The organism is Pseudomonas sp. 7SR1 (assembly GCF_900156465.1).
In the GTDB taxonomy this organism is placed as follows: Bacteria; Pseudomonadota; Gammaproteobacteria; order Pseudomonadales; family Pseudomonadaceae; genus Aquipseudomonas.
Genome location: NZ_LT707064.1, coordinates 3,774,769 through 3,801,514, shown reverse-complemented (window position 1 = coordinate 3,801,514; position 26,746 = coordinate 3,774,769). Strand labels below are relative to the sequence as shown.

General features: G+C 63.4%; 29 protein-coding genes. 19 read left to right on the top strand and 10 right to left on the bottom strand.

What is annotated here, in order from left to right; all coding sequences use genetic code 11:
- The first annotated feature begins 49 nt into the window (after positions 1-49).
- Entirely contained in the window at positions 50-955 is a 906-nt protein-coding gene (locus BW992_RS17450; RefSeq protein ID WP_072392982.1) for a LysR family transcriptional regulator, read from the top strand.
- On the opposite strand, the gene BW992_RS17445 is transcribed toward BW992_RS17450, so the two are convergent.
- Complete coding sequence (locus tag BW992_RS17445) at positions 933-1,742, bottom strand: aminoglycoside adenylyltransferase family protein (RefSeq protein ID WP_072392979.1); 810 nt, start codon at positions 1,740-1,742, stop codon at positions 933-935. The two genes, BW992_RS17450 and BW992_RS17445, sit on opposite strands and share 23 nt — an antisense overlap.
- A 262-nt stretch (positions 1,743-2,004) precedes the next feature.
- Between BW992_RS17445 and BW992_RS17440 the strand changes: the two genes are divergently transcribed.
- The 4 genes from BW992_RS17440 to BW992_RS17425 all read left to right on the top strand — a co-directional run bounded on the left by BW992_RS17440 (position 2,005) and on the right by BW992_RS17425 (position 5,819).
- Positions 2,005-2,679 carry an SOS response-associated peptidase family protein gene (locus BW992_RS17440; RefSeq protein ID WP_072430624.1) on the top strand — a complete coding sequence of 225 codons (675 nt, stop codon included), beginning with the start codon at positions 2,005-2,007 and terminating at the stop codon, positions 2,677-2,679.
- Between the two features lie 99 nt (positions 2,680-2,778).
- Positions 2,779-3,159 carry a RidA family protein gene (locus BW992_RS17435; protein ID WP_076406819.1) on the top strand — a complete coding sequence of 127 codons (381 nt, stop codon included), beginning with the start codon at positions 2,779-2,781 and terminating at the stop codon, positions 3,157-3,159.
- A 191-nt stretch (positions 3,160-3,350) separates the two neighbouring features.
- Positions 3,351-3,896, top strand: a complete 546-nt coding sequence (locus BW992_RS17430) for a thioesterase family protein (protein ID WP_072392969.1) — start codon at positions 3,351-3,353, stop codon at positions 3,894-3,896.
- 159 nt (positions 3,897-4,055) lie between these two features.
- On the top strand, positions 4,056-5,819 hold the full coding sequence (locus BW992_RS17425; protein ID WP_072392966.1) for an L-lactate permease: 1,764 nt from the start codon (positions 4,056-4,058) through the stop codon (positions 5,817-5,819).
- Positions 5,820-5,896: 77 nt separating this feature from the next.
- Here the strand turns inward: BW992_RS17425 and BW992_RS17420 are convergent, their stop codons facing one another.
- On the bottom strand, positions 5,897-6,232 hold the full coding sequence (locus BW992_RS17420) for a hypothetical protein (RefSeq protein WP_072392963.1): 336 nt from the start codon (positions 6,230-6,232) through the stop codon (positions 5,897-5,899).
- Positions 6,233-6,476: 244 nt separating this feature from the next.
- On the opposite strand from BW992_RS17420, the gene BW992_RS17415 reads away from it, so the two are divergent.
- Positions 6,477-7,133 carry a polysaccharide lyase family 7 protein gene (locus tag BW992_RS17415; RefSeq protein WP_072392959.1) on the top strand — a complete coding sequence of 219 codons (657 nt, stop codon included), beginning with the start codon at positions 6,477-6,479 and terminating at the stop codon, positions 7,131-7,133.
- 18 nt (positions 7,134-7,151) lie between these two features.
- Here BW992_RS17415 and BW992_RS17410 read toward each other — a convergent pair whose 3' ends face one another.
- From BW992_RS17410 to BW992_RS17400, 3 genes are all read right to left on the bottom strand, one after another.
- Entirely contained in the window at positions 7,152-8,384 is a 1,233-nt protein-coding gene (locus tag BW992_RS17410) for a nucleoside permease (RefSeq protein ID WP_072430627.1), read from the bottom strand.
- Between the two features lie 243 nt (positions 8,385-8,627).
- A complete protein-coding gene (locus tag BW992_RS17405) occupies positions 8,628-9,683 on the bottom strand; it encodes a sugar phosphate isomerase/epimerase family protein (RefSeq protein WP_076407352.1) in 1,056 nt (351 codons plus the stop codon).
- A 20-nt stretch (positions 9,684-9,703) separates the two neighbouring features.
- Entirely contained in the window at positions 9,704-10,879 is a 1,176-nt protein-coding gene (locus BW992_RS17400; RefSeq protein ID WP_072458341.1) for a Gfo/Idh/MocA family protein, read from the bottom strand.
- Between the two features lie 180 nt (positions 10,880-11,059).
- On the opposite strand from BW992_RS17400, the gene BW992_RS17395 reads away from it, so the two are divergent.
- The 4 genes from BW992_RS17395 to BW992_RS17380 all read left to right on the top strand — a co-directional run bounded on the left by BW992_RS17395 (position 11,060) and on the right by BW992_RS17380 (position 15,617).
- Positions 11,060-12,070: a LacI family DNA-binding transcriptional regulator gene (locus BW992_RS17395; RefSeq protein ID WP_076407351.1), complete on the top strand. Its 1,011-nt coding sequence runs from the start codon at positions 11,060-11,062 to the stop codon at positions 12,068-12,070.
- 143 nt (positions 12,071-12,213) lie between these two features.
- Positions 12,214-13,116, top strand: coding sequence for a TAXI family TRAP transporter solute-binding subunit (locus tag BW992_RS17390; RefSeq protein ID WP_442961965.1), 903 nt, complete (start codon positions 12,214-12,216; stop codon positions 13,114-13,116).
- 75 nt (positions 13,117-13,191) lie between these two features.
- On the top strand, positions 13,192-15,219 hold the full coding sequence (locus BW992_RS17385) for a TRAP transporter permease (RefSeq protein ID WP_072392947.1): 2,028 nt from the start codon (positions 13,192-13,194) through the stop codon (positions 15,217-15,219).
- Positions 15,216-15,617, top strand: coding sequence for a DUF1850 domain-containing protein (locus tag BW992_RS17380; RefSeq protein ID WP_072392944.1), 402 nt, complete (start codon positions 15,216-15,218; stop codon positions 15,615-15,617). The genes BW992_RS17385 and BW992_RS17380 overlap by 4 nt, the downstream gene beginning before the upstream one ends.
- 64 nt (positions 15,618-15,681) lie before the next feature.
- On the opposite strand, the gene BW992_RS17375 is transcribed toward BW992_RS17380, so the two are convergent.
- Both BW992_RS17375 and BW992_RS17370 read right to left on the bottom strand, forming a co-directional pair.
- Positions 15,682-16,770: an SMP-30/gluconolactonase/LRE family protein gene (locus BW992_RS17375; RefSeq protein ID WP_076406817.1), complete on the bottom strand. Its 1,089-nt coding sequence runs from the start codon at positions 16,768-16,770 to the stop codon at positions 15,682-15,684.
- A gap of 95 nt (positions 16,771-16,865) precedes the next feature.
- Positions 16,866-17,996 carry a sensor histidine kinase gene (locus BW992_RS17370; RefSeq protein WP_072392938.1) on the bottom strand — a complete coding sequence of 377 codons (1,131 nt, stop codon included), beginning with the start codon at positions 17,994-17,996 and terminating at the stop codon, positions 16,866-16,868.
- A gap of 362 nt (positions 17,997-18,358) precedes the next feature.
- On the opposite strand from BW992_RS17370, the gene BW992_RS17365 reads away from it, so the two are divergent.
- The gene (locus BW992_RS17365; RefSeq protein ID WP_231991134.1) at positions 18,359-19,249 is read left to right on the top strand and encodes an EamA family transporter; all 891 of its coding nucleotides are present in this window, start codon (positions 18,359-18,361) and stop codon (positions 19,247-19,249) included.
- Between the two features lie 212 nt (positions 19,250-19,461).
- Positions 19,462-20,322 carry a CAP domain-containing protein gene (locus tag BW992_RS17360; RefSeq protein WP_072392932.1) on the top strand — a complete coding sequence of 287 codons (861 nt, stop codon included), beginning with the start codon at positions 19,462-19,464 and terminating at the stop codon, positions 20,320-20,322.
- A 7-nt stretch (positions 20,323-20,329) separates the two neighbouring features.
- On the opposite strand, the gene BW992_RS17355 is transcribed toward BW992_RS17360, so the two are convergent.
- Positions 20,330-20,863 (bottom strand): cysteine hydrolase family protein, encoded by a 534-nt coding sequence (locus BW992_RS17355; protein WP_072392929.1) that lies wholly within the window; start codon positions 20,861-20,863, stop codon positions 20,330-20,332.
- An 18-nt stretch (positions 20,864-20,881) separates the two neighbouring features.
- A complete protein-coding gene (ggt, locus tag BW992_RS17350; protein ID WP_076406816.1) occupies positions 20,882-22,609 on the bottom strand; it encodes a gamma-glutamyltransferase in 1,728 nt (575 codons plus the stop codon).
- Between the two features lie 163 nt (positions 22,610-22,772).
- On the opposite strand from ggt, the gene BW992_RS17345 reads away from it, so the two are divergent.
- On the top strand, positions 22,773-23,207 hold the full coding sequence (locus tag BW992_RS17345; RefSeq protein WP_072392923.1) for a GNAT family N-acetyltransferase: 435 nt from the start codon (positions 22,773-22,775) through the stop codon (positions 23,205-23,207).
- 155 nt (positions 23,208-23,362) lie between these two features.
- Here BW992_RS17345 and BW992_RS17340 read toward each other — a convergent pair whose 3' ends face one another.
- Positions 23,363-23,713, bottom strand: a complete 351-nt coding sequence (locus BW992_RS17340; protein ID WP_072458339.1) for a hypothetical protein — start codon at positions 23,711-23,713, stop codon at positions 23,363-23,365.
- Positions 23,714-23,850: 137 nt separating this feature from the next.
- Between BW992_RS17340 and BW992_RS17330 the strand changes: the two genes are divergently transcribed.
- The 6 genes from BW992_RS17330 (at position 23,851) to BW992_RS17305 (ending at position 26,723) form a co-directional block, all read left to right on the top strand.
- A complete protein-coding gene (locus tag BW992_RS17330) occupies positions 23,851-24,180 on the top strand; it encodes a DUF6388 family protein (protein WP_076406815.1) in 330 nt (109 codons plus the stop codon).
- Between the two features lie 165 nt (positions 24,181-24,345).
- Positions 24,346-24,738, top strand: coding sequence for a sulfurtransferase complex subunit TusD (tusD, locus tag BW992_RS17325; RefSeq protein WP_072393073.1), 393 nt, complete (start codon positions 24,346-24,348; stop codon positions 24,736-24,738).
- The gene (gene tusC / locus BW992_RS17320) at positions 24,738-25,100 is read left to right on the top strand and encodes a sulfurtransferase complex subunit TusC (RefSeq protein WP_076406814.1); all 363 of its coding nucleotides are present in this window, start codon (positions 24,738-24,740) and stop codon (positions 25,098-25,100) included. The genes tusD and tusC overlap by 1 nt, the downstream gene beginning before the upstream one ends.
- Complete coding sequence (gene tusB, locus BW992_RS17315) at positions 25,100-25,393, top strand: sulfurtransferase complex subunit TusB (RefSeq protein ID WP_072458337.1); 294 nt, start codon at positions 25,100-25,102, stop codon at positions 25,391-25,393. Before tusC ends, tusB begins: the two co-directional genes overlap by 1 nt.
- Entirely contained in the window at positions 25,390-25,725 is a 336-nt protein-coding gene (locus tag BW992_RS17310; RefSeq protein ID WP_072392908.1) for a TusE/DsrC/DsvC family sulfur relay protein, read from the top strand. The genes tusB and BW992_RS17310 overlap by 4 nt, the downstream gene beginning before the upstream one ends.
- Entirely contained in the window at positions 25,722-26,723 is a 1,002-nt protein-coding gene (locus BW992_RS17305; RefSeq protein ID WP_072392905.1) for a glycosyl transferase family protein, read from the top strand. The genes BW992_RS17310 and BW992_RS17305 overlap by 4 nt, the downstream gene beginning before the upstream one ends.
- Positions 26,724-26,746: the final 23 nt, after the last annotated feature.

Sequence of the window (26,746 nt, the reverse complement as noted above, 5' to 3'; positions counted from 1 at the left end):
CCACTGATAATCAGGTGCAATCCGCACGGGCTGTACGGTGGAGAGAACAATGGCGACGGATATTCAGGACCTGCTGGCCTTCGTGGCCGTGGTCAATGCAGGGGGATTTCGAGAAGGCTCGCGGGCCAGCGGCAAGTCCGCTTCCAGCCTCAGCGATGCCGTACGCCGGATGGAAAGCCGGCTCGGTGTCCGCCTGCTCAACCGCACCACCCGCAGCGTGGTGCCGACCGAGGCCGGCGCCCGCTTGATGGAACGCATCGTGCCGGCCTTGGGCGAGGTCGAGTCCGCCCTGGATGTGGTCAACGATTTTCGCGACCGCCCTTCCGGCACCCTCAGGCTGAACGTACCGGTCAGTGCCGCACGCCTGGTGCTGCCGTCCATCATCACACCGTTTCTGAAGAGCTACCCTGACATTCGCCTGGAAGTGATCACCGAAGAAAGCTTCGTCGACATGCTGGCGGCCGGGTGTGATGCGGGCATTCGCTACGACGAGCGCCTGGAGCAGGACATGATCGCCCTGCCCATTGGCCCACGCTTGCAGCGCTTCGCGACCGCCGCCTCGCCGGCATACCTCGATGCCAGGGGGCGTCCCGAGCACCCAAGGGATTTGCTGGAACACGCCTGCCTGCGGGGCAAGTTCCCCAGCGGCGCCATGCCGTTGTGGGAGTACGAGCGTGACGGCGAAACCGTCAGCGTCGATCCGAGCGGCCCGTTGATCACTCGCATTGGCGGTGCGGTGGACCTGTCGGTGCAGGCCGCGGTGGACGGGCTGGGCATCGTTTATCTGTTCGAAGACTGGCTCCGCCCCTACCTGGACAGCGGCGCCCTGGAGCCGGTGCTCGAACCCTGGTGGCAGGGCTTTACCGGACCGTTTCTCTACTACCCCGGCCGCCGCTACCTGCCCTCGCCGTTGCGGGCGTTCGTGGATTTCATCAATCAGAACCGGGGCCGCTGAGCGACCGCGAATAGAGCCGGTCGATCTCCGACCGGGCGTGACACACGAACGCCGCAACCTGCCGGGGTCGGCTGGCCAGGTCATCCCGGGCCTGCCCCCGGTAGACCGCCCGGGCCGTTTCAAGTACAGGCCGATGGGCCAAGGGCAAACGCTCGAGCAGCCATGTCGCTGCCCCGTCCTTGGGAACGATGTGGCCCGTGGCGAGGGTCAGCCAGATGCGAGCCAGGGCCAGCACCACATTGCATTGTTCATCCTGCCAATCGGCGTCTTCATTCCATTGCGTGGTGGTGTCATAGAGCGCCCGCAGCAAGTCGGCCTCGGGTATCGGCTGGATGATCGCGGTGGCCGCGGGCCCGAGCAGACAGACGCTGTGCTGCCTGGCCTTGGTCAGCAGGATCGCCAGGTCGTGATCGGCCATGGGCGGTTCGAAATACCCGGCCTGCAAGTCCTCGCGCAGCCATTCGCCGAACTGCAACTCGCGCACCGGCGGATAGCGCCACGGCACCAGCGCCGCTTGGGCGACCACCGTCACCTCCAGCGGCCGCAATGACTCGGTCGGCGGCCAGGCCGATACCGATAGCAGATCACTCATCAACCCGTGCCGCAGCGATTGCGGCAGTGGCTGGTGGACGATCACCAGCAGGTCGATGTCGCTGCCGGGCTGCAACCCGCCGTCCACCGCGGAACCGAACAGGTAGACGGCTTGCAGTCCATCGCCGAGATGAGCCGCCAGCACCTGGAGAGCACGGGTGATTTGCTGGGAAATTTCAATTGGTGTGTCAGTCATGAGCAGCCCGGTGGTTGGCAGAGACCTGCCAGTATTTTTCCATTGCCCGTGCCAGGGCAAGCCGTTACGCACCGAGACGGCGGCAGGCCCAGGAGGCACGGACCGCCGCTCGTCTCCCCGTCACGAGGATTTTCGAACCAAGCATCGGCCCACGGCTCGGACTTACATGGCCCCACTGAAAGCAATGACGGCGCGCTTGGACAATCGGGACTCGTCAGGCGCATCGAGGGTCCTTTGCGCTTCACTCCAGGGAGTTTTCACTATGTGTGACGGTTTTGTTCAGCACGTTTGCTCAAAGGACTCCCTGGCGTATTTTGCCCAGCGAGACACTCCCGGCGAACGTATCGATACGCACCTGACACGCATGGACCTGTTTCGGACGACACCCGTCAGGCCACCGGAGCGGCACAGCCTGATCAAGCCGAACATGCAGGTCAGCGCCATTCGTCGTCGCGGCGGGCACTTGGAGTCCATCAAGGTTCGCTGGGGCTGGTCACCCATCTGGTCAGTGGGAACGATGCCGCCCCTGACGCATCTGCCGCTGCATCTGGTGATGCGTTCCAAGGTCTTCGACGCGATCAAGCGCGAAGGCCGCGTACTGGTTCCCGTGGAAGGCTGGTACGAGACGCAGGTCCCCTCCTCAAGCCAGGCACAACGCCTCACGTACACGACGTCCCGGCATTCGGCCCCGATTTTCCTTGCGGCCCTGGCCCAGGCCAGCGAAACCCCCTTGGGCTGTGACGGCCTGAGCCTGGTGACCTATGGCGATATCGCCAGCCAACAGCAGTGCGTACTGGCCTTGGGCACCGAAGACGCGCTCGATTGGTTGGACCCGGAGTTCGGCTGGGAGCAGGCGCAACAATTGGCCGAGCGCCTGAACGGCGTGGAACCGCACCTTGAACCGGCGATGTCCGCCCAAGTCCAGGGCAATCTTTGACCCAGGCAGAACGGTTGGTCCTCGGGATAAAGGAATCCGGGAACGAGGCGGCATTGGGCGGTAAACTGCGGCGTCTTTTCCTAACTCATGAGGCGCCGCATGACCCACCCAGACATCACGTTCACTCCCGACCCGGATGCGGATTCCATTTCGTCCGACGTCGCCGGCTCCGGCGGCCTGCTGGTGTCCACCCAGATCCCGACCCGCGCCGACGGCAGCCTTGAACTGGGGGACATCACGCTGCAGAGCGAATGCACGCTGCAGGCCCTCAAGTCCGCGCTGGAGCGTGCCGGCAGCTCCATGGACCGCGTGCTGCACCTGACCATCTACCTCACCGACATGGCCGATCGCGCGGCTTTCAACGAAGTCTACAAACGCTTCTTCACCAAGCCATGGCCGGTCCGGGCGGCAGTGGGCGTGGCTTCGCTGGCGGTCGAGGGAATGCGGGTGGAAGTGACGGCGATGGCGGCCAAGGGCTGAGCGGCAAAGAACGTTCGTGGACCTGCAAAACGCTTTGTGGCGAGGGGATTGAGCGAAACATCGCCCTCTCGCCGCAAATATCCCGAACATATCTCAAATGCGCGTTTCCCACGCAATTCGTCAGTTACGCACCTAGCCCGCCCCCTGCGCGGAGGCTAAAGTGCGCCGTTTTCCTTGTTCACGGCGTACTTATGAATCTCTGGTTCCGACTGTTGCTGATGCTGTTCCGCCGCCCGTGGCGCAAGCCCGCGGCGCCCTTGGGTACTACGGTGGTGCGCATGCGCGTGTGGCCGCTGGACCTGGACCTCAATCGCCACGTCACCAACGGGCGTTATTTCACCCTGGCCGATGTGGGACGCATGGATTACGTGCTGCGCAGCGGCGCCTACAGGGTGGCGTTGCGCAACCGGGCGGTGCCGATCGTCGGGGATGTGTGGGGCAAATTCAGGCGGGAATTGAAGTTGTTCGAAGCGTTCGAGGTACACACGCGCATGCTCGGCTGGGACGAAAAATGGACCTTCATGGAGCACCGTTTCATCAGCCGGGGACGTGTGGTCGGGGTGGTGATCATGCGAGGCCTGTTCCGCTCGGCCAAAGGCACCCTGGCGCCGACTGAATTCGTCCGCGAGCTGGGCCTGGCCGAACAGTCGCCGGCCATGCCCGACTGGCTGGTCGCCTGGTCGCAAAGCTGCGACGGCTTGAGTCTCGGACTTCGCCAGGAGGAAGGTGAGCGCTGACCTGCGCTGGCCAGCACACCACTTGCGGCAAGGGCGCTGGCCTCCCCTTGGAGCCTGCCCCTCGCCCGCGCGCCAATCCCCCCGCCAATACCCGCCTATACTCTTGTGCCAATCCCTCCCGGGGCCTGCACTTCCAACAATAAAAAGCAGAGGTGGAACATGGTTTGGCAACAAGTCTACGATCCCTTCGGTAATGCGGTGCTGTCGACGATCCTGGCGGCGGTTCCGGTGGTGGTGATGCTGGCGTCTCTGGCGTTCTTTCATATCAAGGCGCACCTGGCGGCATTGTATGCCCTGGCCTCGGCGCTGCTCATCGCGATCTTCGCCTTCGGCATGCCGGCCGACATGGCCGGCTCAGCGGCGCTCTATGGTGCCGCCAACGGCCTGCTGCCCATCGGCTGGATCGTGCTCAACATCATCTTCCTGCACCGACTGACTACCGAAAACGGCTCGTTCAAGGTGCTGCAGGACTCCCTGGCCCGCATCACCGATGACCGACGCCTGCAACTGCTGCTGATCGCCTTCTGTTTCGGGGCGTTCTTCGAGGGCGCGGCGGGCTTCGGCACGCCGGTGGCGGTGACCGGTGCGATCCTGATCGGGCTGGGTTTTTCGCCATTGGCCGCCTCCGGGCTGGCCTTGATCGCCAACACCGCGCCGGTGGCGTTCGGCGCCCTGGGCACGCCCATCATCACCCTTGCCAAGGTTACCGGGCTGGATGAAATGGAGCTGTCGATGATGGTCGGTCGGCAGTTGCCGTTTTTCTCGGTGATCGTGCCGTTCTGGCTGATCTGGGCGTTCGCCGGGTGGCGCAAGATGCTTGAGGTGTGGCCGGCGATCCTGGTGGCCGGCGTCAGCTTCGCCATCCCGCAGTTCCTGGTCTCCAACTACCATGGGCCGATGCTGGTGGATGTGATTGCCGCGTTGATTTCCATGGCGTGCCTGACCGGTTTCCTCAAGGTCTGGAAACCGGCCACGGTGCACACCTCGGCGGCGCTGTCGGGCCGGCACGATGACTCGAAGATCGACGCCAGCGAGCAACAGCAACCGGCGGCCAGCGGCGCTTTCGCCAGCGACACCCGCCCCGCCGTGCTGCGAGCCTGGATGCCATGGATCATCCTCACGGTCTTCGTGTTCGCCTGGGGCACCCAGGGTTTCAAGAACCTGTTCGATACCCGCCCGGCCATCGATCCGCAGACCCAGTCGGTCCGGCTCGACCCCCAGGGCAAGCCGATGCGCGAAGCCAATCCGGTCTTCTCGCCCCTGCTGACCTTCGGCACCATCCACCAGCAGATCGAAAAAGTCCCGCCGGTGGTGCCCCAGCCAAAAACCGAAGAAGCGGTCTACAAGTTCAACTGGTTCACCGCCACCGGCAGCGGCATCTTCCTGGCGGCCATTCTCGGCGGCCTGCTGATGGGCTATTCCATCCCGCAACTGGTGCGCCAATACCTGCGAACGCTGTGGGTGGTGCGCTATTCGCTGATTACCATCGTGGCGATGCTGGCGTTGGGATTCCTCACCCGTTATTCCGGGCTGGACGCCACCATGGGCCTGGCCTTTGCGGCCACGGGCATTTTCTATCCGATGTTCGGCACCTTGCTGGGCTGGCTCGGCGTGGCGCTGACCGGTTCGGACACGGCGTCCAACGTGCTGTTCGGGGGCTTGCAGCGGGTGACGGCGGAACAGCTGGGGATCAGCCCGGTGCTGATGGCCGCTGCCAACAGTTCCGGCGGGGTCATGGGCAAGATGGTGGACGCCCAGTCGATCGTGGTCGCTTCAACCGCCACACGCTGGTACGGCCACGAAGGGGAAATCCTGCGGTATGTGTTTTTCCACTCGGTGGTGCTGGCGATCCTGGTGGGCGGGCTGGTGACGCTGCAGGCGTATGTGGAGCCTTTCAGTCACATGGTGGTGGGAGGAAGGTAATCCGCTTTGTGGCGAGGGAGAGCGAGAGCTGGCTCCCTCGCCACGGGTCAGGGCTCTGACCTTGCGAGCGTGGGTCTTTACTGAACGTTCTTCAGCTTGACCACGTCGCCGGACACCGAAGTGGTGTAGCCGGTCAGGACCCAGGCCCAGAACCAGTTTTCCTGCACTTGGGTGTTGATCATGGCGTCGCCGCCCTTGGCCTTGATCGCCGCATCCTGGGCACGCACGAAGCGGTTGTTCTGGCGAATCGGGATGAAACCGAACAACAGCAGGCCAGTGGCCTTGGCTTCACTGTGACCGACAACGGTGTACTGGCTGCTGTCGTACTGCTGGGTCTTCATCGCGGTACCGGTGCAACCCGCCAGGACCAGGCCCAACAATGCGCCGGCGACAACTTTGCTGAAATGCTTCATCAACTACTCCATGGGATAACGCCCGGGATCCATCTCTCGGGCGGCGCGTACTCTACCCCATCGACTTCAATTTGACATCAGTCACGCCAACCCGCAAAAACGCCGGCAAGGCTCGGTGCAGAGCCATCCGTCAGGTGCCTCTCCAGCGAAACAGGCCTGGGTCGATAACATGGACACTGTGCCATGGAAGGCAAATTTGCCATTACGGCCGAGACCACGGCCGACTCCATGGGAGTACCCGATCATGATTGACCTGACTGTCTGGAACATCACCCTTCCCGTGCAGACCCCGGCGCAAGTGGTGCACACCAAGGCCATGCCGAGCCTGCAGAACAAGTACTTCAACCGCAGCGGCGAACGCATCGTGTTCTGGGCACCGGTGACCGGTTCCCATACCGGCAAGAGCGAATTCCCGCGCTCCGAGCTGCGGGAAACCGGCAAGGACGGCAAGCTGCGCAACTGGCGCTACAACAGCGGCATCAATACCCTCAAGGGCACGCTGGCGGTGAACCAGGTGCCTTCCGAAGGTCGCGTGGTGGTGGCGCAGATCCACGCCAAGGATGCCCCTACGCCGCTCTTGAAACTGGTGTACCGCTACGCCAAGGGCAAGGGCAATGTGGATGTGGAGTACCGGGTCAAACCCAAGGACAAGAAGAGCCCCGTGCTCTTCAGCGTACCCAACGTGGCCCTGAACAAAGTCTTCAACTACTCGCTGCAGATGGACAAGCAAGGCAAGCTCACCGTACTGGTCAACAACGTCGGCAAGCAGGTGAAGCTGGACTCGTCCTGGCATCCCTATAACTTCTACTTCAAGGCCGGTGTCTACACCCTGGACAACGTCGGCAACGCCAGCGAAGGCGGGAAAGTGACCTACACCAAGCTGGACGTCAGCCATAAATGACCGACGTCCCGCCCGGCCTCATGCCTTCGAGGTCGCCGCCAGCGCTTGCCGGCCACTGAAGGTCAGCAGGAAGAACACCAGCACCACCAACGCGAAACCGGCCGGGAACAGCCAGATGCTGTTCCAATCGTGGCCTGCATCCACGACGAAGCGATCGGTCACCTGCCCCGCCACCCAGAAGCCGATCAGCATCCCCACCCCATAGGTCGCAAGGGTGATCAACCCCTGGGCCGAACTGCGCAGGTGCTTGGGCGCCTTGGCGTCGGTGTAGATCTGCCCCGAGACGAAAAAGAAGTCATAGCAGATGCCGTGCAGCGCAATGCCGGTGAACAGCATGAATGCCAGGTCCCCGTTGTTGCCGTAGGCGAACAACACATAGCGCAACGCCCACGCCAGCATCCCCACCAACAGCGCCAGCTTGATGCCGAAGCGCTGGATGAACAGTGGCAGCAGCAGCATGAACAGCACTTCGGACACCTGCCCGATGGCCATCTTCGCCGTGGGGTTGGCCATGCCGGTTTCGGCCAGGAACGGGTTGGCGTTCTGGTAGTAGAACGCCAAGGGGATGCAGATCAGGATCGAGGCCATGAAGAACACCAGGTAGCTGCGGTCCTTCAACAGTCCCAGCGCGTCCAGTCCCAGCAGTTGCTTGATGCCGCCACCGCCGGCCTGCTCCTCCAGCGGCGCCGTGGCCGGTAGGGTGAAGCTGTAGAGCCCAAGGACCAGCGAGGCAATGGCCGCCATCAGGAAAGTATTGCGCAGTCCGCCCGCGGCGATGGACTCACGCGAGTCCCAGGCGAACACGAAGCTGATCACCACCCCCGCGACGATCCAGCCCAGGGTGCCCCAGACCCGGATGCGCGAGAACTCCAGCGCCGGGTCGCGCATCTGGCGAAACGCCACGGAATTGACCAGGGCCAGCGTCGGCATGTAGACCACCATGTACGCCAGCACATACGGATAGAACTCGCCGAATTGCGCCGCGCCATACAGCTGGTACAGCAGCACCGCGCCGATCAGGTGCAGCACCGCGAGGATGCGTTCGGCGTTGAAATAACGGTCGGCGATCAGGCCGATCACCAGCGGCGCGATGATCGCCCCCCAGGACTGGGTGGAGAACGCCATGCCGACCTGCCCGCCGCTGGCGCCGAGGGTGTTGGAGAGAAAGGTCCCCAGGGTGACGAACCAGCCTCCCCAGATAAAGAACTGAAAAAACATCATCACGCTCAGGCGTGCATTCATCGTGGTCATGACCGTCACCGTTCTGATTGTTGTTTTTGTAAAAGGACCGTTAAGCAACCAGGCCATGGGTTTATCCAGTTCATAAACCCTCTGGAGCCAGGCAAGCTCCCGATGGCGAGGGGATCTATCCCCGCTGCGCTGCGAAGCGGGCCCGAGGCCATGGACTCCATGAGCCTGACACGCCGAAGTGTCAGGCCTGGGACCGCTTCGCGCTCCAGCGGGCGTGAGCGCCCTCACCACACGGGTGCAGGTCTATTTCAATAGGCCCAGCAGCCGCCGATTGGATTCTTCGTCCGCCGTAACGCCGGCAAAATCGTCGAACGCCTTGCGGGTCTTGCTGATCATGTGCCGCTGGATGAACGCCGCGCCTTCGGCGGCGCCCTGCTGCGAATCCTTCAGGCAGCACTCCCACTCCAGCACCGCCCAGCCGTTGAAATCGTATTGGGTCAACTTGCTGAAGATCGATCCGAAGTCGATCTGTCCGTCGCCCAGGGAGCGGAATCGGCCGGGACGATCGACCCAGCCCTGATAGCCGCCGTAGACACCGGAACGAGCGTCGGGGCGGAACTCGGCGTCCTTGACGTGGAACATGCGGATGCGTTCGTGATAGCGGTCGATGAAGCCCAGGTAGTCCATCTGCTGCAGCAACAGGTGGCTGGGGTCGTAGAGGATGGCTGCCCGAGGATGATGGTCCACCGCTTCCAGGAAGCGTTCGAAGGAGGCGCCATCGTGCAGGTCTTCGCCGGGATGGATTTCGTAGCACAGGTCCACGCCGGCCTCGTCGAAGCGATCGAGGATCGGCAACCAGCGCCGGGCCAGCTCGGCGAACCCTTGTTCCACCAGCCCGGACGGGCGCTGTGGCCACGGGTACATATAGGGCCACAGCAGCGCACCGGAAAAGGTCGCGTGGGCCTTGAGTCCCAGGCGCCGGCTGGCCCGGGCGGCCAGCTTCAGTTGCTCGATGGCCCACTCGGTCCGCGCCTGGGGCAGGCCGCGCAGGTGGGCCGGGGCGAAGTCATCGAACAGCGCGTCGAACGCCGGGTGCACCGCCACCAGTTGCCCCTGCAGGTGCGTCGACAACTCACTGATTTCGACCCCGGCCTGGGCGCAGGTGGCCTTGAGCTCATCGCAATAATCCTGGCTCTCGGCGGCCCGGGCCAGGTCGATGTAGCGCGTGCCCAGGGTCGGCAACTGGATGGCCTTGTAGCCTTGCGAGGCGGCCCACCGGGCGATGTTCGCCAACGAGTCGAACGGTGTCTCGTCGGACATGAACTGGGCCAGGAAAATAGCCGGCCCGCGCAGGCCCATCGGTGTTTCTTCGGTGGTTTTCACAACAGCGATTCTCCGGTTTCCAGCGCGGTCCACTTCGCCTCGCCGCGATGATTGATGATGGCGGCCTCGATGAATGCCATGGTGCGCAGGCCGGTCTCGATGCCGGGTACGCCAGGCACGTCGGGGCCTTCGACCCGCTCGCGAATGGCCCGGGCGAAATCGCCATAGAGGTTCGCCATGGCTTCCAGGTAGCCCTCGGGGTGCCCGGCCGGCAAACGCATGCGTCGCGTCGCCGCTTCGCTCAGCCAAGGCTGGCCGACACCACTGCGCAGGATGCGCAAGGGTTGGTCGACGGCACGATGAATCAGGCTCGAAGGTTCTTCCTGGCGCCATTCCAGGGCGCCCTTGTCGCCATAGACGCGGATCTTCAGCGGATTCTCTTCACCGCTGCAGACCTGGCTGGCCAGCAACACGCCACTGGCGCCGCCTTCCATCCGGAACAACATGGCGACATCGTCATCGAGTTGCCGACCTGGGACATGGGTGCCCAACGCGGCGCACAGATGTTGGATCGGCTGGTCCGCGACGAACTCCGCCAGGGAAAACGCATGGGTGCCTATGTCCCCGATGCAACCGCCCAGCCCGGACCGGGCCGGGTCGTCGCGCCACTCGGCCTGCTTGTTGCCTTGCCCGGCGAGGTCCTGGCTGAGCCAGCCCTGGGGATACTCGACGAACACTTTGCGCACCCTGCCGATGACACCCGAGCGCACCATTTCCCGGGCCTGCCAGACCATGGGATAGCCCAGGTAGGTGTGGGCCAGACCGTAGAGGCAGCGGCTGCCTCGCAGATCGTCCTTGAGCGCCAGCAATTGCTTGAGGTCCAGCCCGGCGGGTTTTTCGCTGAACACATGGAAACCGGCCTTCAGTGCCTGGCTGGCAATGGGGGCATGGAGGTGATTGGGGGTGACGATCACCAGCAGTTCCATGCGCTGATCCAGAGGCAGCACCGCTTCGGCATCGAGCATTTGCTGCCAGTCGTGATAGCAACGGGAGGCGGGCAGCCCCAGGGACGCGCCGGTCTGCCGGTTGTTATGGGGGTCGCGGCTGAACGCACCGCACACCAGTTCGAAGCCGCCGTCCAGGCCGGCGGCCTGGCGATGGGCCTGGCCGATGAAAGCGCCCTCTCCACCGCCCACGAAGCCCATTCTTATTTTGGGTGCCACAGGGTTCATCACGACGCTCTCATGCAGGATTGATATGGAATGTAACCGGTTACATCATGGCCGAATCTAGGCCCGGTTTCGTGCCGTGTCAAATCCAGGAGGGACGCCCCCCGGACGTTTGTGCGCCGTCCAACCTGCGGTAAGCTGCGCAGCCGTGCCCCTATTTCCTGGCGCTGCGTCGAGGTGCGTTTGTCCAATATTCGTGAAGTGGCCCGGCTGGCTGGCGTTTCCGTGGCCACGGTGTCCAGAGCGCTGAAATCCCCGGAGCGGGTGCTGCCCCAGACGCGGGACAAGGTGAACGCGGCGGTGGAACAGGCCGGCTATCGACCGAACCTGATGGCCGTGCAGTTTCGGTCCCGGCGAACCGGTAACCTGGTGATCCTGGTCCCGACCATTGCCAATACCTTTTTCGCCCGGGTCATCAGCGGCGCCCAACAGGCGGCGCAGGCGGCGGGTTACCGATTGCTGCTGTGCGACACCCAGGGCCGGGAAGACATCGAGCAGACCTTTGCCGCGCTGGTCTACGCCCATCAGGCCGATGGGGTCATACAACTGCGCGCCTGCGACCCTTTCGTATCACTGCCCCCCGGCACCGACCCGCTGCCCCTGGTCAACGCCTGCGAAGTGGTCAAGGGCGCTTCCTACCCCACCATCAGCCTGGACAACCGCAGCGCCGCCCGGGCCATGACCGAATACTTGCTCGGGCTCGGCCACCGCCGCATCGGCATCATCAAGGGGCCGCGCAGCAGTCCGTTGACCCTCGACCGCGTGGCCGGTTATCAGGACGCCTTGCACGACGCCGGCATCGCCATCGACCCCGAGCTGATCTGCCATGGCGACTTCACCCTCAAGGCCGGATTCGAGGGTGCCGGCGCGATGCTCGCACTGGCCGAGCGCCCCAGTGCGCTGTTCTGCGAAAACGACGAGATGGCCATCGGCGCCCTCAAGCGCATCAAGCAGACGGGCCTGCGGGTGCCCGACGACATTTCCCTGGTGGGGTTCGACGACATCCCTTTCGCGGCGTATTGCGATCCGCCCCTGACCACCATTTCCCAACCGGCCGAAACCTTCGGCCAGATGGCCGTGGACATGCTGATCGCCCTGATCGAGAACAAGCCCATCCCACAGCGGCATGTGCTGCTGCCGTTCGAGTTGACGGTGCGCGGCAGCAGTGCGGCGCCAGGTTCCGGTATGACCTGACCAGGCACATGGGCTTTATCGACTCGCCATCAGGCCCGTTTCAACTACAGTGGAAAGACTCTGCATAAAGCCATAACAAGACGGAGAGTCTCCCCATGCAAATCAACAAGCACTTCATCTCCCTGGCCACCGCCGCAGCCTTGATGGTGGCCAGCACGGCCTACGCAGCCCCGGTGTACATCAACATACTGACCGGGGGCACCAGCGGTGTCTATTACCCGATCGGGGTCGGGCTCTCCCAGATCTACAGCAGCGGCATCAAGGATTCCAAGACTTCGGTCCAGGCTACCAAGGCTTCGGTGGAGAACCTGAACCTGCTCCAAGCCGGACGCGGGGAATTGGCCTTTGCCCTGGGCGATTCGGTGGCGGACGCCAGCAATGGCGTGGAAGACGCTGGCTTCAAGGCCCCCTTGACCAAGTTGCGGGCCATCGCCGGAGCCTACCCCAACTACATCCAGATCGTCGCCAGCCAGGAGTCGGGCATCAAGACCTTGGCCGATCTCAAGGGCAAGACCGTTTCGGTCGGCGCGGCGAAATCCGGCACCGAGCTCAATGCCCGGGCGATCTTCAAGGCTGCGGGCCTGACGTACGACGATATGAAGGTGCAGTACCTGCCCTTCGCCGAGTCGGTGGACCTGATCAAGAACCGCCAGTTGGATGCCACGCTGCAGTCCTCCGGCCTGGGCATGGCGGCCATTCGCGACCTGGCGTCAACAATGGCGCTGAACTACGTGTCGATTCCGGCCGATGTGATAGGAAAAATAGGCAACCCGGCTTACCAGAGTGCCCAGATCCCCGCCAATACCTACGACGGACAGGCCGACGCAGTGCCCACTGTTGCCATCACCAACATCCTGGTGACTCGCGAGGACGTGCCGGACGAAGTGGCTTATCAAATGACCAAGCTGCTGTTCGACAACCTCAATCGCCTGGGCACCTCCCATTCGGCAGCCAAGGACATTTCCCTCGAAAACGCCGCGAAGAACCTGCCGATCGCCCTGCACCCCGGTGCCGAGCGCTACTACAAGGAAGTGGGCGCACTGTAGTTTCCCGGGCTGCAATGGCACCGCGCCGTTGCAGCATTGCGTTCCGCACCCGCTGCAGACAACAGGCAGGTACCTATGAGTGAAGACCAGCACGGCATCCCCGCAGATCCTCGGGATTGGCCCAAGGCCCTGTTTTGCGTGGCACTGCTGTTTTCCGTATTCCAGATCATCACGGCGGCCTTTTCCCCAGTGTCCAGCATCGTATTACGGGCTGTGCATGTTGGTTTTCTATTGTGGGTGGTATTTCTCAGCTACCCGGCCTACGGAAAACAACGACCGTGGCAGCCACTGGCCTGGGCCTTGAGCCTGGCGGGCGTGGCGACGGCTCTATACCAATGGATATTCGAAGCCGACCTGATCCAGCGCTCCGGCGACCTGACCACGACCGACATGGTCATCGGCAGTCTCCTGATCATCCTGGTGTTCGAAGCCGCACGGCGCGTGATGGGCATCGCCCTGCCGATCATCTGCGGCCTGTTCCTGGCCTATGGCCTGTTCGGCGAATACCTGCCGGGCGACCTGGCCCATCGCGGTTATGGCCTGGACCAGATCATCAACCAGTTGGCGTTTGGTACCGAAGGGCTCTACGGCACGCCGACCTATGTATCGGCCACCTATATCTTCCTCTTCATCCTGTTCGGCGCCTTCCTGGAAAAGGCCGGCATGATCAAACTGTTCACCGACTTTTCCATGGGCCTGTTCGGCCACAAGCTGGGCGGCCCGGCGAAGGTGTCGGTGGTGTCATCGGCATTGATGGGCACCATCACCGGTTCGGGCATCGCCAACGTGGTGACCACCGGGCAGTTCACCATCCCGTTGATGAAGCGCTTCGGCTACAAGGCTGCGTTCGCCGGTGGCGTGGAAGCGACGGCCAGCATGGGCAGCCAGATCATGCCACCGGTGATGGGCGCCGTGGCGTTCATCATGGCCGAGACCATCAACGTGCCCTTCGTGGAAATTGCCAAGGCGGCCTTGATACCGGCATGCCTGTATTTCGGCTCGGTATTCTGGATGGTGCACCTGGAGGCCAAACGCTCCGATCTCAAAGGCCTGCCCAAGGACCAATGCCCGAGCGCCTGGAGCGCGGTCAAGGAGAACTGGTATCTGCTGATCCCGCTCGCGGTGCTGGTCTACCTGCTCTTTTCCGGACGCACACCACTGTTTTCCGGCATGGTGGGGTTGGCATTGACGGCTATCGTGATCCTCGGCTCGGCGATCATCCTGAAAGTCTCGAACTATGCCCTGCGCTGTGCGTTCTGGGTCGCGCTGGGTATTTTCTGCGTCGGTTTTTTCCAGTTGGGGATCGGTATCGTCTTTGCAGTCATCGCTGTATTGGTGATGGCCTGCTGGTTCATGCAAGGCACCCGGGAAACCCTGGTCATCTGCTTGCATGCCCTGGTCGACGGTGCCCGCCACGCCGTGCCGGTAGGAATCGCCTGCGCCCTGGTCGGCAGCATCATCGCCGTGGTTTCCCTGACCGGCGTCGCGTCCACTTTTGCGGGTTACATCCTCGCCATCGGCAAGGACAACCTCCTGCTGTCACTGATCCTGACCATGCTCACCTGCCTGGTGCTGGGCATGGGCATCCCGACCATTCCCAACTACATCATCACCAGCTCGATCGCCGCGCCCGCCTTGCTGGAGCTGGGGGTGCCGCTGATCGTGTCACACATGTTCGTATTCTACTTCGGCATTCTCGCCGACCTGACACCGCCGGTGGCCCTGGCCTGCTTCGCCGCCGCGCCCATTGCCAGGGAAAGCGGCCTGAAGATCAGCTTCTGGGCCGTACGTATCGCCCTCGCCGGTTTCGTCATACCGTTCATGACGGTCTACAACCCGGCGCTGATGCTTCAGGGCGACAACTTGTGGATGACCGCCTACATGCTGGTCAAGACACTGCTCGCCGTCGGCCTGTGGGGAATGGCATCCACCGGTTTCCTGCAACAGAAGATGCCCCTCCTGGAACGGCTGGCATGTTTTGCCGCCGGCGCACTGCTGGTGGTGGCGCTGCCGCTGACCGATGAAATCGGCTTTGTCCTGGGTGCGCTGTTGATCGGCCAACACCTCTGGCGTGCCCGCCGTGTCGGGCGGGCCTTGGCTTGATTGGCCTATGCCTGGGACTCTCCGGCGCAGTCTGGGCGCAACTGGAGCTGCGCGACTTCACGCTGGCCTGGGATCACACCATCGAAAAGATCCGCTGGGAAGAGGACTATCACATCACCGAAGAAGGCCTGGTCCTGGGCGAGGCCAGGGTCAAGGGCAATGGGGCCGGCATGGAAATTCCCGAAGGTGCCCGGCTGGCAAATGGCAGTTGGCGCTTCCATCGCCAACTGCCACCGCTGCAACCGCTGACGCTGGGGCGCACGCCCCAAGCCGGTGACTACCAGCTGTGTCATGCCGGACACTGCCAGCCGATGAGCCATTGGCTGGGACCGGCTAGCCAGGCTCGACCGGCTGTGGAACTATGGAGCTGCGCGCTCCAGTCGGCGACCGATCGATGAACGAGAGGTCGCCGTCGGGCTCGGCAAGTGGCGCCTGCGACAACCGATCCGCGATGCCTGGACTTCAGGCGAACGTCGCACCCCGGGTGTTCACGAACAGCGAGTACAGCGAGTGGCTGCCAGCCATGAACAGCCGGTTGCCCTCACGTCCGCCGAAGCACACATTGGGGCAGCGCTCCGGCAGGGAAATATGCCCGATGGCCTTGCCTTGCGGATCGAACACCCGCACGCCGTCGAGTTTCTCCAGGTCGGCCCTGGGGTCGCCGTTACCGCCCCAACCGCACCAGAGGTTGCCGCTCTCGTCGCACTTGAGTCCGTCGATGGCCGCGTAATCCAGGCCTTCGATATGCTTGCGGCGCTCCCCCAGGGTGCCATCGTCCTTGACCGTGATCGCCCAGACCAGGCGGTTGGGCTTGGCCCGGCCTTCGACCACGTAGAGGATTTTTTCGTCCGGGGAAAAGCACAGGCCGTTGGGGCCCGCCAAGTCATCGATCACCCGGCTGACCTTGCCGGTCTCGCCATCGATGCGATAGACCGCATGAGGCTGGACGGGAGTGACCTTGTGCCCTTCATAGTTATTGCCGGTCTGGAACGGTGGGTCGGTGAACCAAACCGAGCCATCGCGTTTGCAGACGATGTCGTTGGGCGAGTTGAAAGGCTTGCCGTCGAAACTGTCCGCCAGCACGGTGATCGTACCGTTGTGCTCGGTACGGGTGACGCGCCGGCCTTCGCTGGATGTAGTGGACCCTTCGCACACCAGCAGCCGTCCCTGGCGATCGCGACACATGCCATTGGAGAAGTTGGCGTTCTCGCGATACACCGACAGGCTGCCCGTAACCTCATCCCAGCGCATGATGCGATTGTTGGGGATGTCGCTGACCAGCAGGTAGCGACCATCGCCGATCCATACCGGCCCTTCCGCCCAGCGCAGGCCGGTGGCGAGCTTTTCCACACTGGCGTTGAAAATGCGCAGGTCCATGAAGCTGGGGTCCAGGACATTCACCAGGGGGTCCGGATACCGTTGGCTCAACGGCTCGGCCTGGGTGAGCCCGGGCAGGTTCCCCAGGGTGGCGGCGGCGGCCGAGACCACCAGGGATTTTTTCAGGAAGAGCCGGCGCTGCTGATCGGTGATTGAAGGTTGTGAAGGATCCATCGTACGTCTCCGTTAATTATTATTGGACGGGGACGCCAGTTTTACCGCGTGATAAGACATCGTACAAGTTAATATCCTGCGTCCCGCCATACGCCTCAAGCCTGGCTGAGCGGGATGCGTACAGTGAACGTAGTGCCGGCCCGCGCTTGGGAATGTACCTCGATAGTGCCCTGGTGGGCCGATACGATCGCCGAGGCGATGTGAAGTCCCAGCCCCAGGCCAGCCGTGGGTCCGTATTGCATGTCACCGCTGCGCAGTTGACGGACCAGGGGATTGAAAATGCTGGCAAGGGCATCTTTTTCAATGATCTTGCCTTGGTTATTGATCGCAATGACCCCTTCATCCCCTTCCCGGCTCAGGGAAACCGTGATCGGTGCGCCTTCTGTCCCATGCTGCACGGCATTGCCGATCAGGTTGGAGAACACCTGCTCCATTCGCGCCGGGTCGAACATCCCGTCGAGGGCACCACGCGGTTCGAAGAGGATGGTGCTTTCCGGATGGTAGGCGCGCGCCTCCTCCACCATGCCTTCGCACGCCGCGACCAGGTCTCCCCTGAAGCGCTGCACCGGTATGCCGGCCCCCAGCTGGGTGCGGGTGAAATCCAGCAGATCGCCGACGATCTTGTTGGCACGCTTGACACTGGTGTAGATGCGCGAAGAAATCTTGGTGGCCTTGGCAGGCAGGTCGCCCGCGCGCAGGAGCACTTCAGAGCCCAGCAGGATGGCACCCAACGGGCTGCGCAGATCATGCCCGAGGATCCCGAGAAACATATTGCGCGCCGCATCCACCGCCCCCGAGTAGCTCACGACGGACTCCGCCAAGGCCTGGTCCACGGCCTCGTTGAAGCGAATCACATCGGACATCGCCTGCTCTTGCTGCAACGGGGCCTGCGGCATCCACAGCATCAACACACTGGTGCGTAGCGCACGGTATTCCGAGACCATCTGTTCCACGGTGAAACCGGAGGACTGGCGAATGACGGCGTGGGTTTCGGCCGCGGTTTCGACATCCGTCGCCGGGGCGTCGCCGTGGGATTTGGCGATCTGCTCCTCGGTGGTCTGGGCGGTGCGCAAGTCAATGGCGATGGCCCGCAACATTTGCTCGGCATGGTCGCGCAGTGCCACCGAATCCATGCCGATCGAAGCCGGCGTTATGGTCCTGGCGAAATCTTCCCAAGCCTGGAGGATCGGTTCGATATTGTGCTCGATGAAATCGGCCAGGCGCATGGGTCGCTCCGTGAGAAGGTCAGATGGACCGGAGCGGAAAACAACGCAGCGGTCAGTTGTTGTACAGCAAATCGCCGATGGACGCGTCGGTATCCGCGGAAAGTCAGGCCCTCTGCACCCCTTGCCCCACGACGCGGGGTGTCCACGGCTCGAGGTTGACGGTGCACGCCCTCGGGATTCGAGACTTGTCTCTTTGCGTCTGTTTCGGTACAAGACCAAGTCGTACGACAACCTATAACTAAAAATTGTCCGAAGCCTATCCGCCTCGGCGTCCCGCCTTTGAGATATCTGCCATGACCCGCTCCTCTGCCGACACCCCCACCCCGTTTCCCCGTCACCTCGCGGTGCTGATCCTGTTGTGCATGGGCTGCGCCTTCGCCGGCAACCATGTCGCGGCGCGGGCGGCTTTCGATGACGGTGCCGGGGTGTTGCTGGCGATCCTGCTGCGCTCGGGCGGGACGCTGTTGGTACTGGCAACCATCGTTCTGTGGCAACGGCAGAGCTTGCGCCTGCCGGTCGGCGCATGGCGCTGGCAACTGGTCCTCGGCCTGTTGATCGCTGCCCAGAGCCTTTGCCTGTATTCAGCCGTGGCGCGAGTGCCGGTGGCGCTGGCGCTGTTGGTGGGCAACCTGTTTCCGATCCTGCTGGCCCTGTTGACCTGGGCCCTTGGCGGCCCCCGCCCCACCGCCCGGACGGCGGCCTTGATGGGCATGATCCTGGTCGGCCTGGTGTTCGTGCTGGAGGTGCCGTCGCGATTGTCGTCCCAGGCGGATGTCGGCCCGCAATGGCTGCTGGGCGTCGGCCTGGCATTCTGCGCCGCGTGCGTCTTCGCGTGTGCGTTGTGGATCACCGATCACAAGCTGTCCCAGGTGCGCGGCTCGGTGCGCAGCCTGCTGACGATTTTCATCGTGTTCAGCAGCGTCAACCTGGCCGGCCTGACGGGCGCCCTGCCCGGCGGCCTCGACCTGCCCGCGACCCATGTGGGCTGGTTGGCCCTGGCCACGCTGGTGGTGCTCTATGGCACAGGGTTCATCGTGCTGTTCATGTGCGTGCCGCGCCTGGACATGCCGCGCAATGCGCCGGTGATGAACATCGAACCGCTGGCGACCCTGCTCATCGGCTGGCTGGTGCTGGACCAGATGCTCAATCCCGGCCAGGTGCTCGGCGGCGCGATCGTGGTGACAGGCATCGTGTTGCTGACCTGGCGCAAGGCCGAGCGGATCAAGGCGCCGATGGCCGAAGCAGCGAAGTGAATGCCATTCTCTCCCGTCCCCCGCTCCCGCATCGCCCCCCCTGGGCGCCCTTGCGACAGGGCGGCATTCAGGCGTCATGCATTTAATCCTCGCCCCTTCTGAAACCAGTTTGAAAATCCACAGTCCTACCCCAGCCCGGAACCACAGGTTTGCGGGCTGATCGGCGCCCTCCGCGGCGTTCCAGCAATCCCGTCCTCCAGAGCTGTTCATTCATGCGCCACTCGGTTCTCTCTCGCCGTTTTGCCTCGCTGTGTCTCCCGTTCCTGCTTCCTCTGTCCGCCAGCCCGGCCCATGCCCGGGGTGAAGGGCAACTGGTGAACGCCATCAATGACTACCGCAGCCAGTCCCATCGATGCGAATGGCGAACGATGCGCGCCGCCCCGCCCCTGGTGTTGCGTGCCAAGCTGGCCTTGCCGATCGGCTTTCGGGGCGGTCTGCGCGAAACCCTGATGGACGAAGGCTACCAGGCCCGGACCGTGCGCAGCATCCGCCTGACCGACGCACGGGATGCCGACGAAGCGTTCGAGATACTGGCGGAAGAACATTGCTCGGCGCTACTGGACAGCCAGTACGCGGACATTGGCATCAATCGGATCGGGGATGAATGGCGCGTGGTATTGGCGCAGCCCTTGGGCGGTGCGCGCATGAGTGACGAGGCGCCGGCGGACAAATCACTGCTGGCCCAGGTCAATGCCGCCAGGGCCAAGCCCCGGATGTGTGGTCGCCAGCGCTTCGCGGCGGCTCGACCGTTGAGCTGGAATGCCGCGCTGGGCACCGCTGCCGAAGGTCACAGCCGGGCCATGGCGCGTGGCAACTACTTCTCCCACCGCGACCCCGATGGCCGCTCCACCTCCGACCGGGCCAAGAGCGCCGGCTTTCGTGGGCGCAAACTCGGCGAGAACATCGCCGCCGGCCAACGCACGCCGAGCCAGGCCATGCGCGACTGGCTCGCCAGCCCCGGGCATTGCGCCAACTTGATGAACCCGATGTTCACCCAGGTCGGCGCGGCCTCCGCCAGCAACTCGCGCAGCGATGCGGGGGTCTACTGGACCATGGTCTTCGGCGCGCCCTGACGGCCTGCTACAGGCGCACCTCAGCGACCGGTACTACGTCGATCCGCGATACCGCGCTGCTTAGCCGCCCCAGCCGATGGTTGTGATCGGCGATGATCTGTTCGGCCGCCATGCTGCCGTTATCCACCGTCGAATGGGCGTCGGCGGCCAGGACCACCTCGTATCCCAGGGCATGCGCCTGGCGCACCGTGGCATTGATGCAGTAGTCGGTCTGCAGCCCGCAAATCACCACGCGATCGATGCCCCGGGCCTGCAACAGGGCCAGCAGATCGGTCTGGTAGAACGCATCCGCAGCGGTCTTGCGCACCCGCAGGTCGTCCGCGCCGGTGACCAGCCCATCGGCCAGTTGCCAGGCGGCACTGCCGTAGGTCAGTGAGCCGTCCAGTTCTTCATGCTGGACCAGGATCACCGGCAAGCCGAGGGCCCGGGCCCTGGCACTGAGCTCGTTGATGGTCCGGACCAGGCGTTCACTGCCGAAGCACTCTTCTTGGCCGGCACACAACCCGCTCTGGACGTCGATGATCAGCAATGCCGTGTTCATGTCTTGCTCTTCCAATGGTCAATAGCCCAGGGACAGCCCTGTATTGCGGCGTGGATCGTTGGCGCCGTAGAAACGATTCTTGCCCACCGGCTTGCCTCCCAGCGACGGGGCGCCCACCAGGATCGCGGCGATATGGTTCGGGTCCTGGGGCCCTGCGAACTTGTGCCCCCAGCTTTCGAGGATCTTCTGCGTGTCGGGGCTGGCGGCGAAGGTTTCCAGGTTGGTTTCTTCCGGCATCCACTGTTGATGGAAGCGCGGCGCATCCACCGCTTCCTGCAGATTCATGCCGTAGTCGATGACATTGAGGATCGTCAGCAAGGTCGCGGTGATGATACGGCTGCCACCGGGCGTGCCCACCACCATGACAGTCTTGCCGTCCTTGGTGACGATGGTCGGGCTCATGGACGACAGCGGAGCCTTGCCCGGTGCGATGGCGTTGGCTTCTCCCTGCACCAGGCCGTACATGTTGGGTACCCCGACCTTGGCGGTGAAGTCATCCATCTCATCGTTGAGGATCACCCCGGTCTTGCTCGCCATGACTCCGGCACCGAACCAGTCGTTGAGGGTATAGGTGACCGAAACCGCGTTGCCCCACCGATCGACGATCGAATAGTGGGTGGTGTTACTGCCTTCGTGGGGCGCCACGCCGGGCTTGATCTTCTGTGAGTCACCGGCCTTCTGCGGTTCGATGGCGGCCCGCAGCTTGGCGGCGTAGTTCTTGTCCAGCAGATGGTCGATGGGGTTCTGCACGAAGTCCGGGTCGCCCAGGTAGCTGTTGCGGTCCACGTAGGCGTGACGCATGGCTTCGATCTGGTAATGCATGCCCTGGGCCGAATGGAAGCCCAGCTCCTTCATGGGATAGCCATCGAGGATGTTCATGATCTGGCACAGCACCACGCCGCCGGAACTGGGCGGTGGCGCCGAGATGATGTGGTAGCCGCGATAGTCACACTCCACCGGGGCCAGTTCTCGGGTCTTGTACTTGTCCAGGTCGGCCTGGGTGATGATGCCTTTGTTGGCCTGGCTGGACGTCACGAGGGCGTCGGCGACCCAGCCTTTATAGAAGCCGTCGGCGCCCTTGGCCGAGATTTCCCGCAGGGTCCTGGCGAGGTCCTTTTGCACCAGCTTCTGGCCGACCTGCATCGGCTCGCCGTTATGCAGGAAGATCGCGCCGGAGTCGCGCATGTCCTTCCTGAACAGATCGGTGGCGGTCTCCAGCAGTTCCACATCGCCCTGCTCCAGGGTGAAACCTTCATCGGCCAGACGGATGGCCGGCGCCATCAGCTCCGCCCGAGACATGCTGCCGTATTTCTGCAGGGCCAGTTCCATGCCGGAAACCGTGCCGGGCACACCCACCGCCAGGTGCCCGCGGGTGCTGAGTTCGGGGATGACGTTACCGTCCTTGTCCAGGTACATGTCGGCGGTGGCGGCCAACGGGGCTTTCTCGCGAAAATCCAGGAACGTCTTGCGCCCATCGGCCAGTTGCAGGGTCATGAACCCACCGCCGCCCAGGTTACCGGCCGCCGGATACACCACCGCCAGGGCATACCCCACCGCCACCGCCGCATCCACGGCATTGCCACCTTTCTTGAGCACATCGACGCCGACATGGGTCGCCAGGTGCTGGGCGGTGACCACCATGCCATTTTCGGCGGCGACGGGGGCCTGGGACGCGGATTGCGCAGGCAAGCCGCTCAAAGTCAGGGAGGTGGCGACAAGGATCCGGGCAAAGGATTGGAACTTCATGAGTCGGTCTCTTCTTGTTTTAAGGGTCAGGATCGCATCAAGGGCATCAGGCAGTATGGCCCGGTTTACGAAATCCGCCCGTGCGCCGTCGACCGGGTGACGTCACGCAAGCCTTTGGGATAGGCTCGTACGGCTTGCCACCCCATGCCCAAGGACATCGCCGATGACGCTGCGAATCGAACGTACGGACACCCCCACCGCTGAAGAACGCGAGGCCATCCTGGCGCCGCTGCGCAGCTACAACGTCTCCCAGGCCGGCGACGGCGCATCGCAACTGGTGGCATGGCTGGTGCGGGACGAGCAAAGCGATGAGATCCTGGGCGGCCTCTACGGGCGCCTGTTCTATCGCTGGCTGTTCATCGAATTGTTGTCGGTGCCGCAAGAGGCTCGGGGACAAGGCCTGGGCAGTGAACTGATGCAGTTGGCCGAAACCCTGGCGAGGGAGCAGGATTGCATCGGTATCTGGCTGGACACCTTCGATTTCCAGGCGCCGACGTTCTATCGCAAGCTCGGTTTCACCGCCTGCGGACAGATCGACGACTACCCACCGGGTCACACGCGTTTCTTTTTCCAGAAACGCCTGCTTCCCGCCGATTGATACGCGATGCGGATGGAAGCGGGCTGCGGAGCGGGCATTGCTTTTGTTCGAGCCAATGATCCTGAGCCCTGGCGATGACAGGACTCGGATCATTCGCTGAAACGGGCCAGCGTTTGAGGGCTCTGCGCAGAGTCCGCAGCGTTGGTGCGAGCGCTCTACAAGCAGGTCGCCAGCGCCGCCAACCGGCGCTTGGCCACGAAATCGTCGTGCCGGGCGTAATAGTTCAATGTCGTGCCGGTGGCGTCGGTCTGCAGGTCGACAAAGGATTCGGCGGAACGGGTATACACCGTCGAGCCACCTTTCTTGCCCGGTTGCAGGTAGGCGCCGGCGTCCTCGCCGAACACCGCTTCATCCTGCCAGGAAAACTGCACGCACTGGGCCACGACCTGTTCCGGCTTGTCGGACGTCATGGTCTTGTAAGGGGCTTGCGTCCTGGCCTGGTTCATCGCCGAGCCTGCGCAGCCGGCCAGCAGGGTCGCGGCCAGGGCCACCGTCAACATTCGCATTGCGTTCACTCATCGAAAAAAAGCGGACTGTAGCACTGCGACACTCGCCTTCGTGCTGCTTTACTCAAATTTATACGGGACAGAGGGCAACGATTCGCGCAACCTGTGAGACTTCTCGCAATCCCAAAGGAGTGACCATGGCGGCAAGCGAAGAGCAACATGAACGGGCCTTGGACAGATTCCTCGATGAGCGTCCCGAACTGCGTGTGGAACTGGATAACCTCAACCCGCTGCTGGCCCAGGCCAAGGGCGAGACACCGGCGCAGTACCGTGCCGAGCGGCTGCATGAAGCGTTCGAAGCCGAGGCCGAGCGCCTGGGCCTGTTCGCTTGGGAACTGACCCTGCAACTGACCGCCGCCTCACCCCAGGACTACCAGGTGCAGCGCCTGGAAGTGCATAAGGAAGTGGCGGAAATGGCAGGAATGGACTGGGAAGAATATTGCGAGCTGCATGGCCTCGAGCAGTAGCCCGAATGGACTGGGTATCATCTCTGGCGCGGGGTGGCGCGACGTTTCGCTAAACTCCCTCGCCACACAGCCTTCAAACCACGTCCCTTGTGTTGAATCGCCTGGCAATCGCCGCTGCGCCCATAAAGCTTTATCATGGCCGCAGTTTTGCTCATCGGGTCTGTCATGAAGTTCGCCATCGCGCTGTTTTCCGCCGCCCACGCCCCCTCCTCGCGCCGCGCCTTGCTGTTCGCCCAGGCCGCGCTGGCCGGCGGGCACGAGATCGTGCGGCTGTTTTTCTATCAGGACGGCGTCCATAACGCCGACAGCGGCGTGGTCACGCCACAGGACGAACAGGACTTGCCCCGGCAATGGCGCGCCTTCGTCAGCGATAACCGACTCGACGGCGTGGTGTGCATCGCCGCGGCATTGCGCCGTGGCGTGCTGGACGAAGACGAAGCCCGGCGCTACCAGCGTTCGGCGGTCAGCGTCGAGGCGCCTTGGGCCTTGTCCGGGTTGGGCCAGTTGCACGATGCGATCCAGGATGCCGACCGTTTGATCTGCTTTGGAGGCGCGTGATGGCCAAGTCCCTGCTGCTCATCAGCCGCCAGTCCCCGTGGTCGGGTCCCGGTGCCCGGGAAGCCCTGGATATCGTGCTGGCCGGTGGTGCGTTCGACCTGCCCATTGGCCTGCTCTTTCTCGATGACGGTGTGCTCCAGCTGCTCGCCGGCCAGGATGCCAGGGCCGTCCAGCAGAAAGACCTCAGCGCGAACCTGCAGGCTTTGCCGATGTTCGGCGTGGAAGCGCTCTTCGTCTGCGCCGACAGTGCCGCCCGGCGCGGTATCGACACCGCGGCCCTGGCGCTGGACGACATGAAGGTGCTGACCGCCCAAGACATCACCGCTCTCATTGACCGTTACGACCAGGTGATCACGCTCTGATGTCGACTTTGCATGTGTTATCCCATTCGCCTTTCGGCGACGAGCGCTTCGGCAGTTGCCTGCGGATCCTGGGGAGCCAGGATGCGCTGCTGCTGTGTGGCGACGCGACTTATGCGTTGCAGCCCGGCACCCAGCCGTTCCAGGCCCTGCAAGCCCTCCATCAGCAGCGCTTCGTGCTTCTGGAAGATGCCCAGGCGCGTGGCCTGGCGATTGCGGACTGGATCGTGGCCATCGATTACCCGGCCTTCGTCGAACTGTCGGTCCGGCATGACAAGGTCAATACCTGGCTATGAATGTGCTGAACGTGGGCGATCGCGCCATCGCGCTGGACAAGGACGGCTACCTGGCCGACCGCAACGATTGGTCGGCCGACGTGGCCGCTGCCCTGGCGGCTGCCGAAGGCATGGAGCTGGGCCCCGAACACTGGGAAATCCTCGAGCTGTTGCGCAGCTTCTACGATGAGTTCCAGCTCTCTCCCGCCACCCGGCCGCTGATCAAGTACACCGCGCTGAAATTGGGGACGGAAAAAGGCAACAGCCTGCACCTGAACCGCTTGTTCAAAGGCACGCCCGCCAAACTCGCCGCCAGGCTGGCGGGCCTGCCCAAACCGACGAACTGCCTATGACCGACTTCCCATCGCTGACCCTCCAGACCCCGGCCGAACACCCATTCGCCCAGTTCGTGCGCATCCTCGGCAAAGGCAAGCGCGGTGCCCGCAACCTGACCCGCGAAGAAGCCCGGGAAGCCATGGGCATGGTGCTGGACGAAACGGTCGAGGATACCCAGCTGGGCGCCTTCCTGATGCTGTTGCGACACAAGGAAGAAAGCGCCGAGGAACTGGCCGGCTTCACCGAAGCCTTGCGCGAGCGCCTGGCGGTACCGGCCCTGGCCGTGGACCTGGACTGGCCGACCTACGCCGGCAAGAAACGTCACCTGCCGTGGTACCTGCTGGCGGCCAAATGCCTGGGACAGAACGGGGTGCGGATCTTCATGCATGGCGGCGGCGCCCATACGGCGGGCCGGCTTTACACCGAACAGTTGCTGCAATCGCTGCAGATTCCACTGTGCCGCGACTGGCCACAGGTCGGTGCCGCGCTGGACAACGGTGGCCTGGCCTTCATGCCGTTGGTGGACTGGGCACCCCGGATGCAGCATATGATCGACCTGCGCAATACCCTGGGCCTGCGCTCGCCGATCCATTCCCTGGCCCGCCTTCTCAACCCGCTGGGCGCCCGTTGCGGGCTGCAGAGCATCTTCCATCCCGGTTACCAGGCGGTGCATCGCCAGGCCAGTGGCCTGCTGGGAGACACGGCCATCGTCATCAAGGGCGACGGCGGCGAGATCGAGATCAACCCGGACGCCGACAATCATCTGTATGGCACCACTGGCGGCACGAGCTGGGATGAGGAATGGCCACGGCTGTCCGAGCAGCGCCACGTCAAGCCTGAAAGCCTCGACCCCGAACACCTCAAGGCGGTCTGGCGCGGCGAAGTGGAAGACAGCTACCCCCGACTCGCGTTGATCGCCACCATGGCCCTGGCCTTGCGCGGCCTGGGCCAGGCTCGCGAAGAAGCGTTCGAGAAGGCCCGGCACTATTGGGAAGCGCGAGATCGATCGATTTAATCGATCATCAACGCCCAACCTTT

Bases quoted from the DNA above. Each gene is read 5' to 3' on its own strand.
- BW992_RS17450 (WP_072392982.1), top strand. From the start codon at position 50: ATGGCGACGGATATTCAGGACCTGCTGGCCTTCGTGGCCGTGGTCAAT.
- BW992_RS17445 (WP_072392979.1), bottom strand. From the start codon at position 1,742: ATGACTGACACACCAATTGAAATTTCCCAGCAAATCACCCGTGCTCTC.
- BW992_RS17440 (WP_072430624.1), top strand. From the start codon at position 2,005: ATGTGTGACGGTTTTGTTCAGCACGTTTGCTCAAAGGACTCCCTGGCG.
- BW992_RS17435 (WP_076406819.1), top strand. From the start codon at position 2,779: ATGACCCACCCAGACATCACGTTCACTCCCGACCCGGATGCGGATTCC.
- BW992_RS17430 (WP_072392969.1), top strand. From the start codon at position 3,351: ATGAATCTCTGGTTCCGACTGTTGCTGATGCTGTTCCGCCGCCCGTGG.
- BW992_RS17425 (WP_072392966.1), top strand. From the start codon at position 4,056: ATGGTTTGGCAACAAGTCTACGATCCCTTCGGTAATGCGGTGCTGTCG.
- BW992_RS17420 (WP_072392963.1), bottom strand. From the start codon at position 6,232: ATGAAGCATTTCAGCAAAGTTGTCGCCGGCGCATTGTTGGGCCTGGTC.
- BW992_RS17415 (WP_072392959.1), top strand. From the start codon at position 6,477: ATGATTGACCTGACTGTCTGGAACATCACCCTTCCCGTGCAGACCCCG.
- BW992_RS17410 (WP_072430627.1), bottom strand. From the start codon at position 8,384: ATGACCACGATGAATGCACGCCTGAGCGTGATGATGTTTTTTCAGTTC.
- BW992_RS17405 (WP_076407352.1), bottom strand. From the start codon at position 9,683: ATGGGCCTGCGCGGGCCGGCTATTTTCCTGGCCCAGTTCATGTCCGAC.
- BW992_RS17400 (WP_072458341.1), bottom strand. From the start codon at position 10,879: ATGAACCCTGTGGCACCCAAAATAAGAATGGGCTTCGTGGGCGGTGGA.
- BW992_RS17390 (WP_442961965.1), top strand. From the start codon at position 12,214: ATGGTGGCCAGCACGGCCTACGCAGCCCCGGTGTACATCAACATACTG.
- BW992_RS17385 (WP_072392947.1), top strand. From the start codon at position 13,192: ATGAGTGAAGACCAGCACGGCATCCCCGCAGATCCTCGGGATTGGCCC.
- BW992_RS17375 (WP_076406817.1), bottom strand. From the start codon at position 16,770: ATGGATCCTTCACAACCTTCAATCACCGATCAGCAGCGCCGGCTCTTC.
- BW992_RS17370 (WP_072392938.1), bottom strand. From the start codon at position 17,996: ATGCGCCTGGCCGATTTCATCGAGCACAATATCGAACCGATCCTCCAG.
- BW992_RS17365 (WP_231991134.1), top strand. From the start codon at position 18,359: ATGGGCTGCGCCTTCGCCGGCAACCATGTCGCGGCGCGGGCGGCTTTC.
- BW992_RS17360 (WP_072392932.1), top strand. From the start codon at position 19,462: ATGCGCCACTCGGTTCTCTCTCGCCGTTTTGCCTCGCTGTGTCTCCCG.
- BW992_RS17355 (WP_072392929.1), bottom strand. From the start codon at position 20,863: ATGAACACGGCATTGCTGATCATCGACGTCCAGAGCGGGTTGTGTGCC.
- ggt (WP_076406816.1), bottom strand. From the start codon at position 22,609: ATGAAGTTCCAATCCTTTGCCCGGATCCTTGTCGCCACCTCCCTGACT.
- BW992_RS17345 (WP_072392923.1), top strand. From the start codon at position 22,773: ATGACGCTGCGAATCGAACGTACGGACACCCCCACCGCTGAAGAACGC.
- BW992_RS17340 (WP_072458339.1), bottom strand. From the start codon at position 23,713: ATGCGAATGTTGACGGTGGCCCTGGCCGCGACCCTGCTGGCCGGCTGC.
- BW992_RS17330 (WP_076406815.1), top strand. From the start codon at position 23,851: ATGGCGGCAAGCGAAGAGCAACATGAACGGGCCTTGGACAGATTCCTC.
- tusD (WP_072393073.1), top strand. From the start codon at position 24,346: ATGAAGTTCGCCATCGCGCTGTTTTCCGCCGCCCACGCCCCCTCCTCG.
- tusC (WP_076406814.1), top strand. From the start codon at position 24,738: ATGGCCAAGTCCCTGCTGCTCATCAGCCGCCAGTCCCCGTGGTCGGGT.
- tusB (WP_072458337.1), top strand. From the start codon at position 25,100: ATGTCGACTTTGCATGTGTTATCCCATTCGCCTTTCGGCGACGAGCGC.
- BW992_RS17310 (WP_072392908.1), top strand. From the start codon at position 25,390: ATGAATGTGCTGAACGTGGGCGATCGCGCCATCGCGCTGGACAAGGAC.
- BW992_RS17305 (WP_072392905.1), top strand. From the start codon at position 25,722: ATGACCGACTTCCCATCGCTGACCCTCCAGACCCCGGCCGAACACCCA.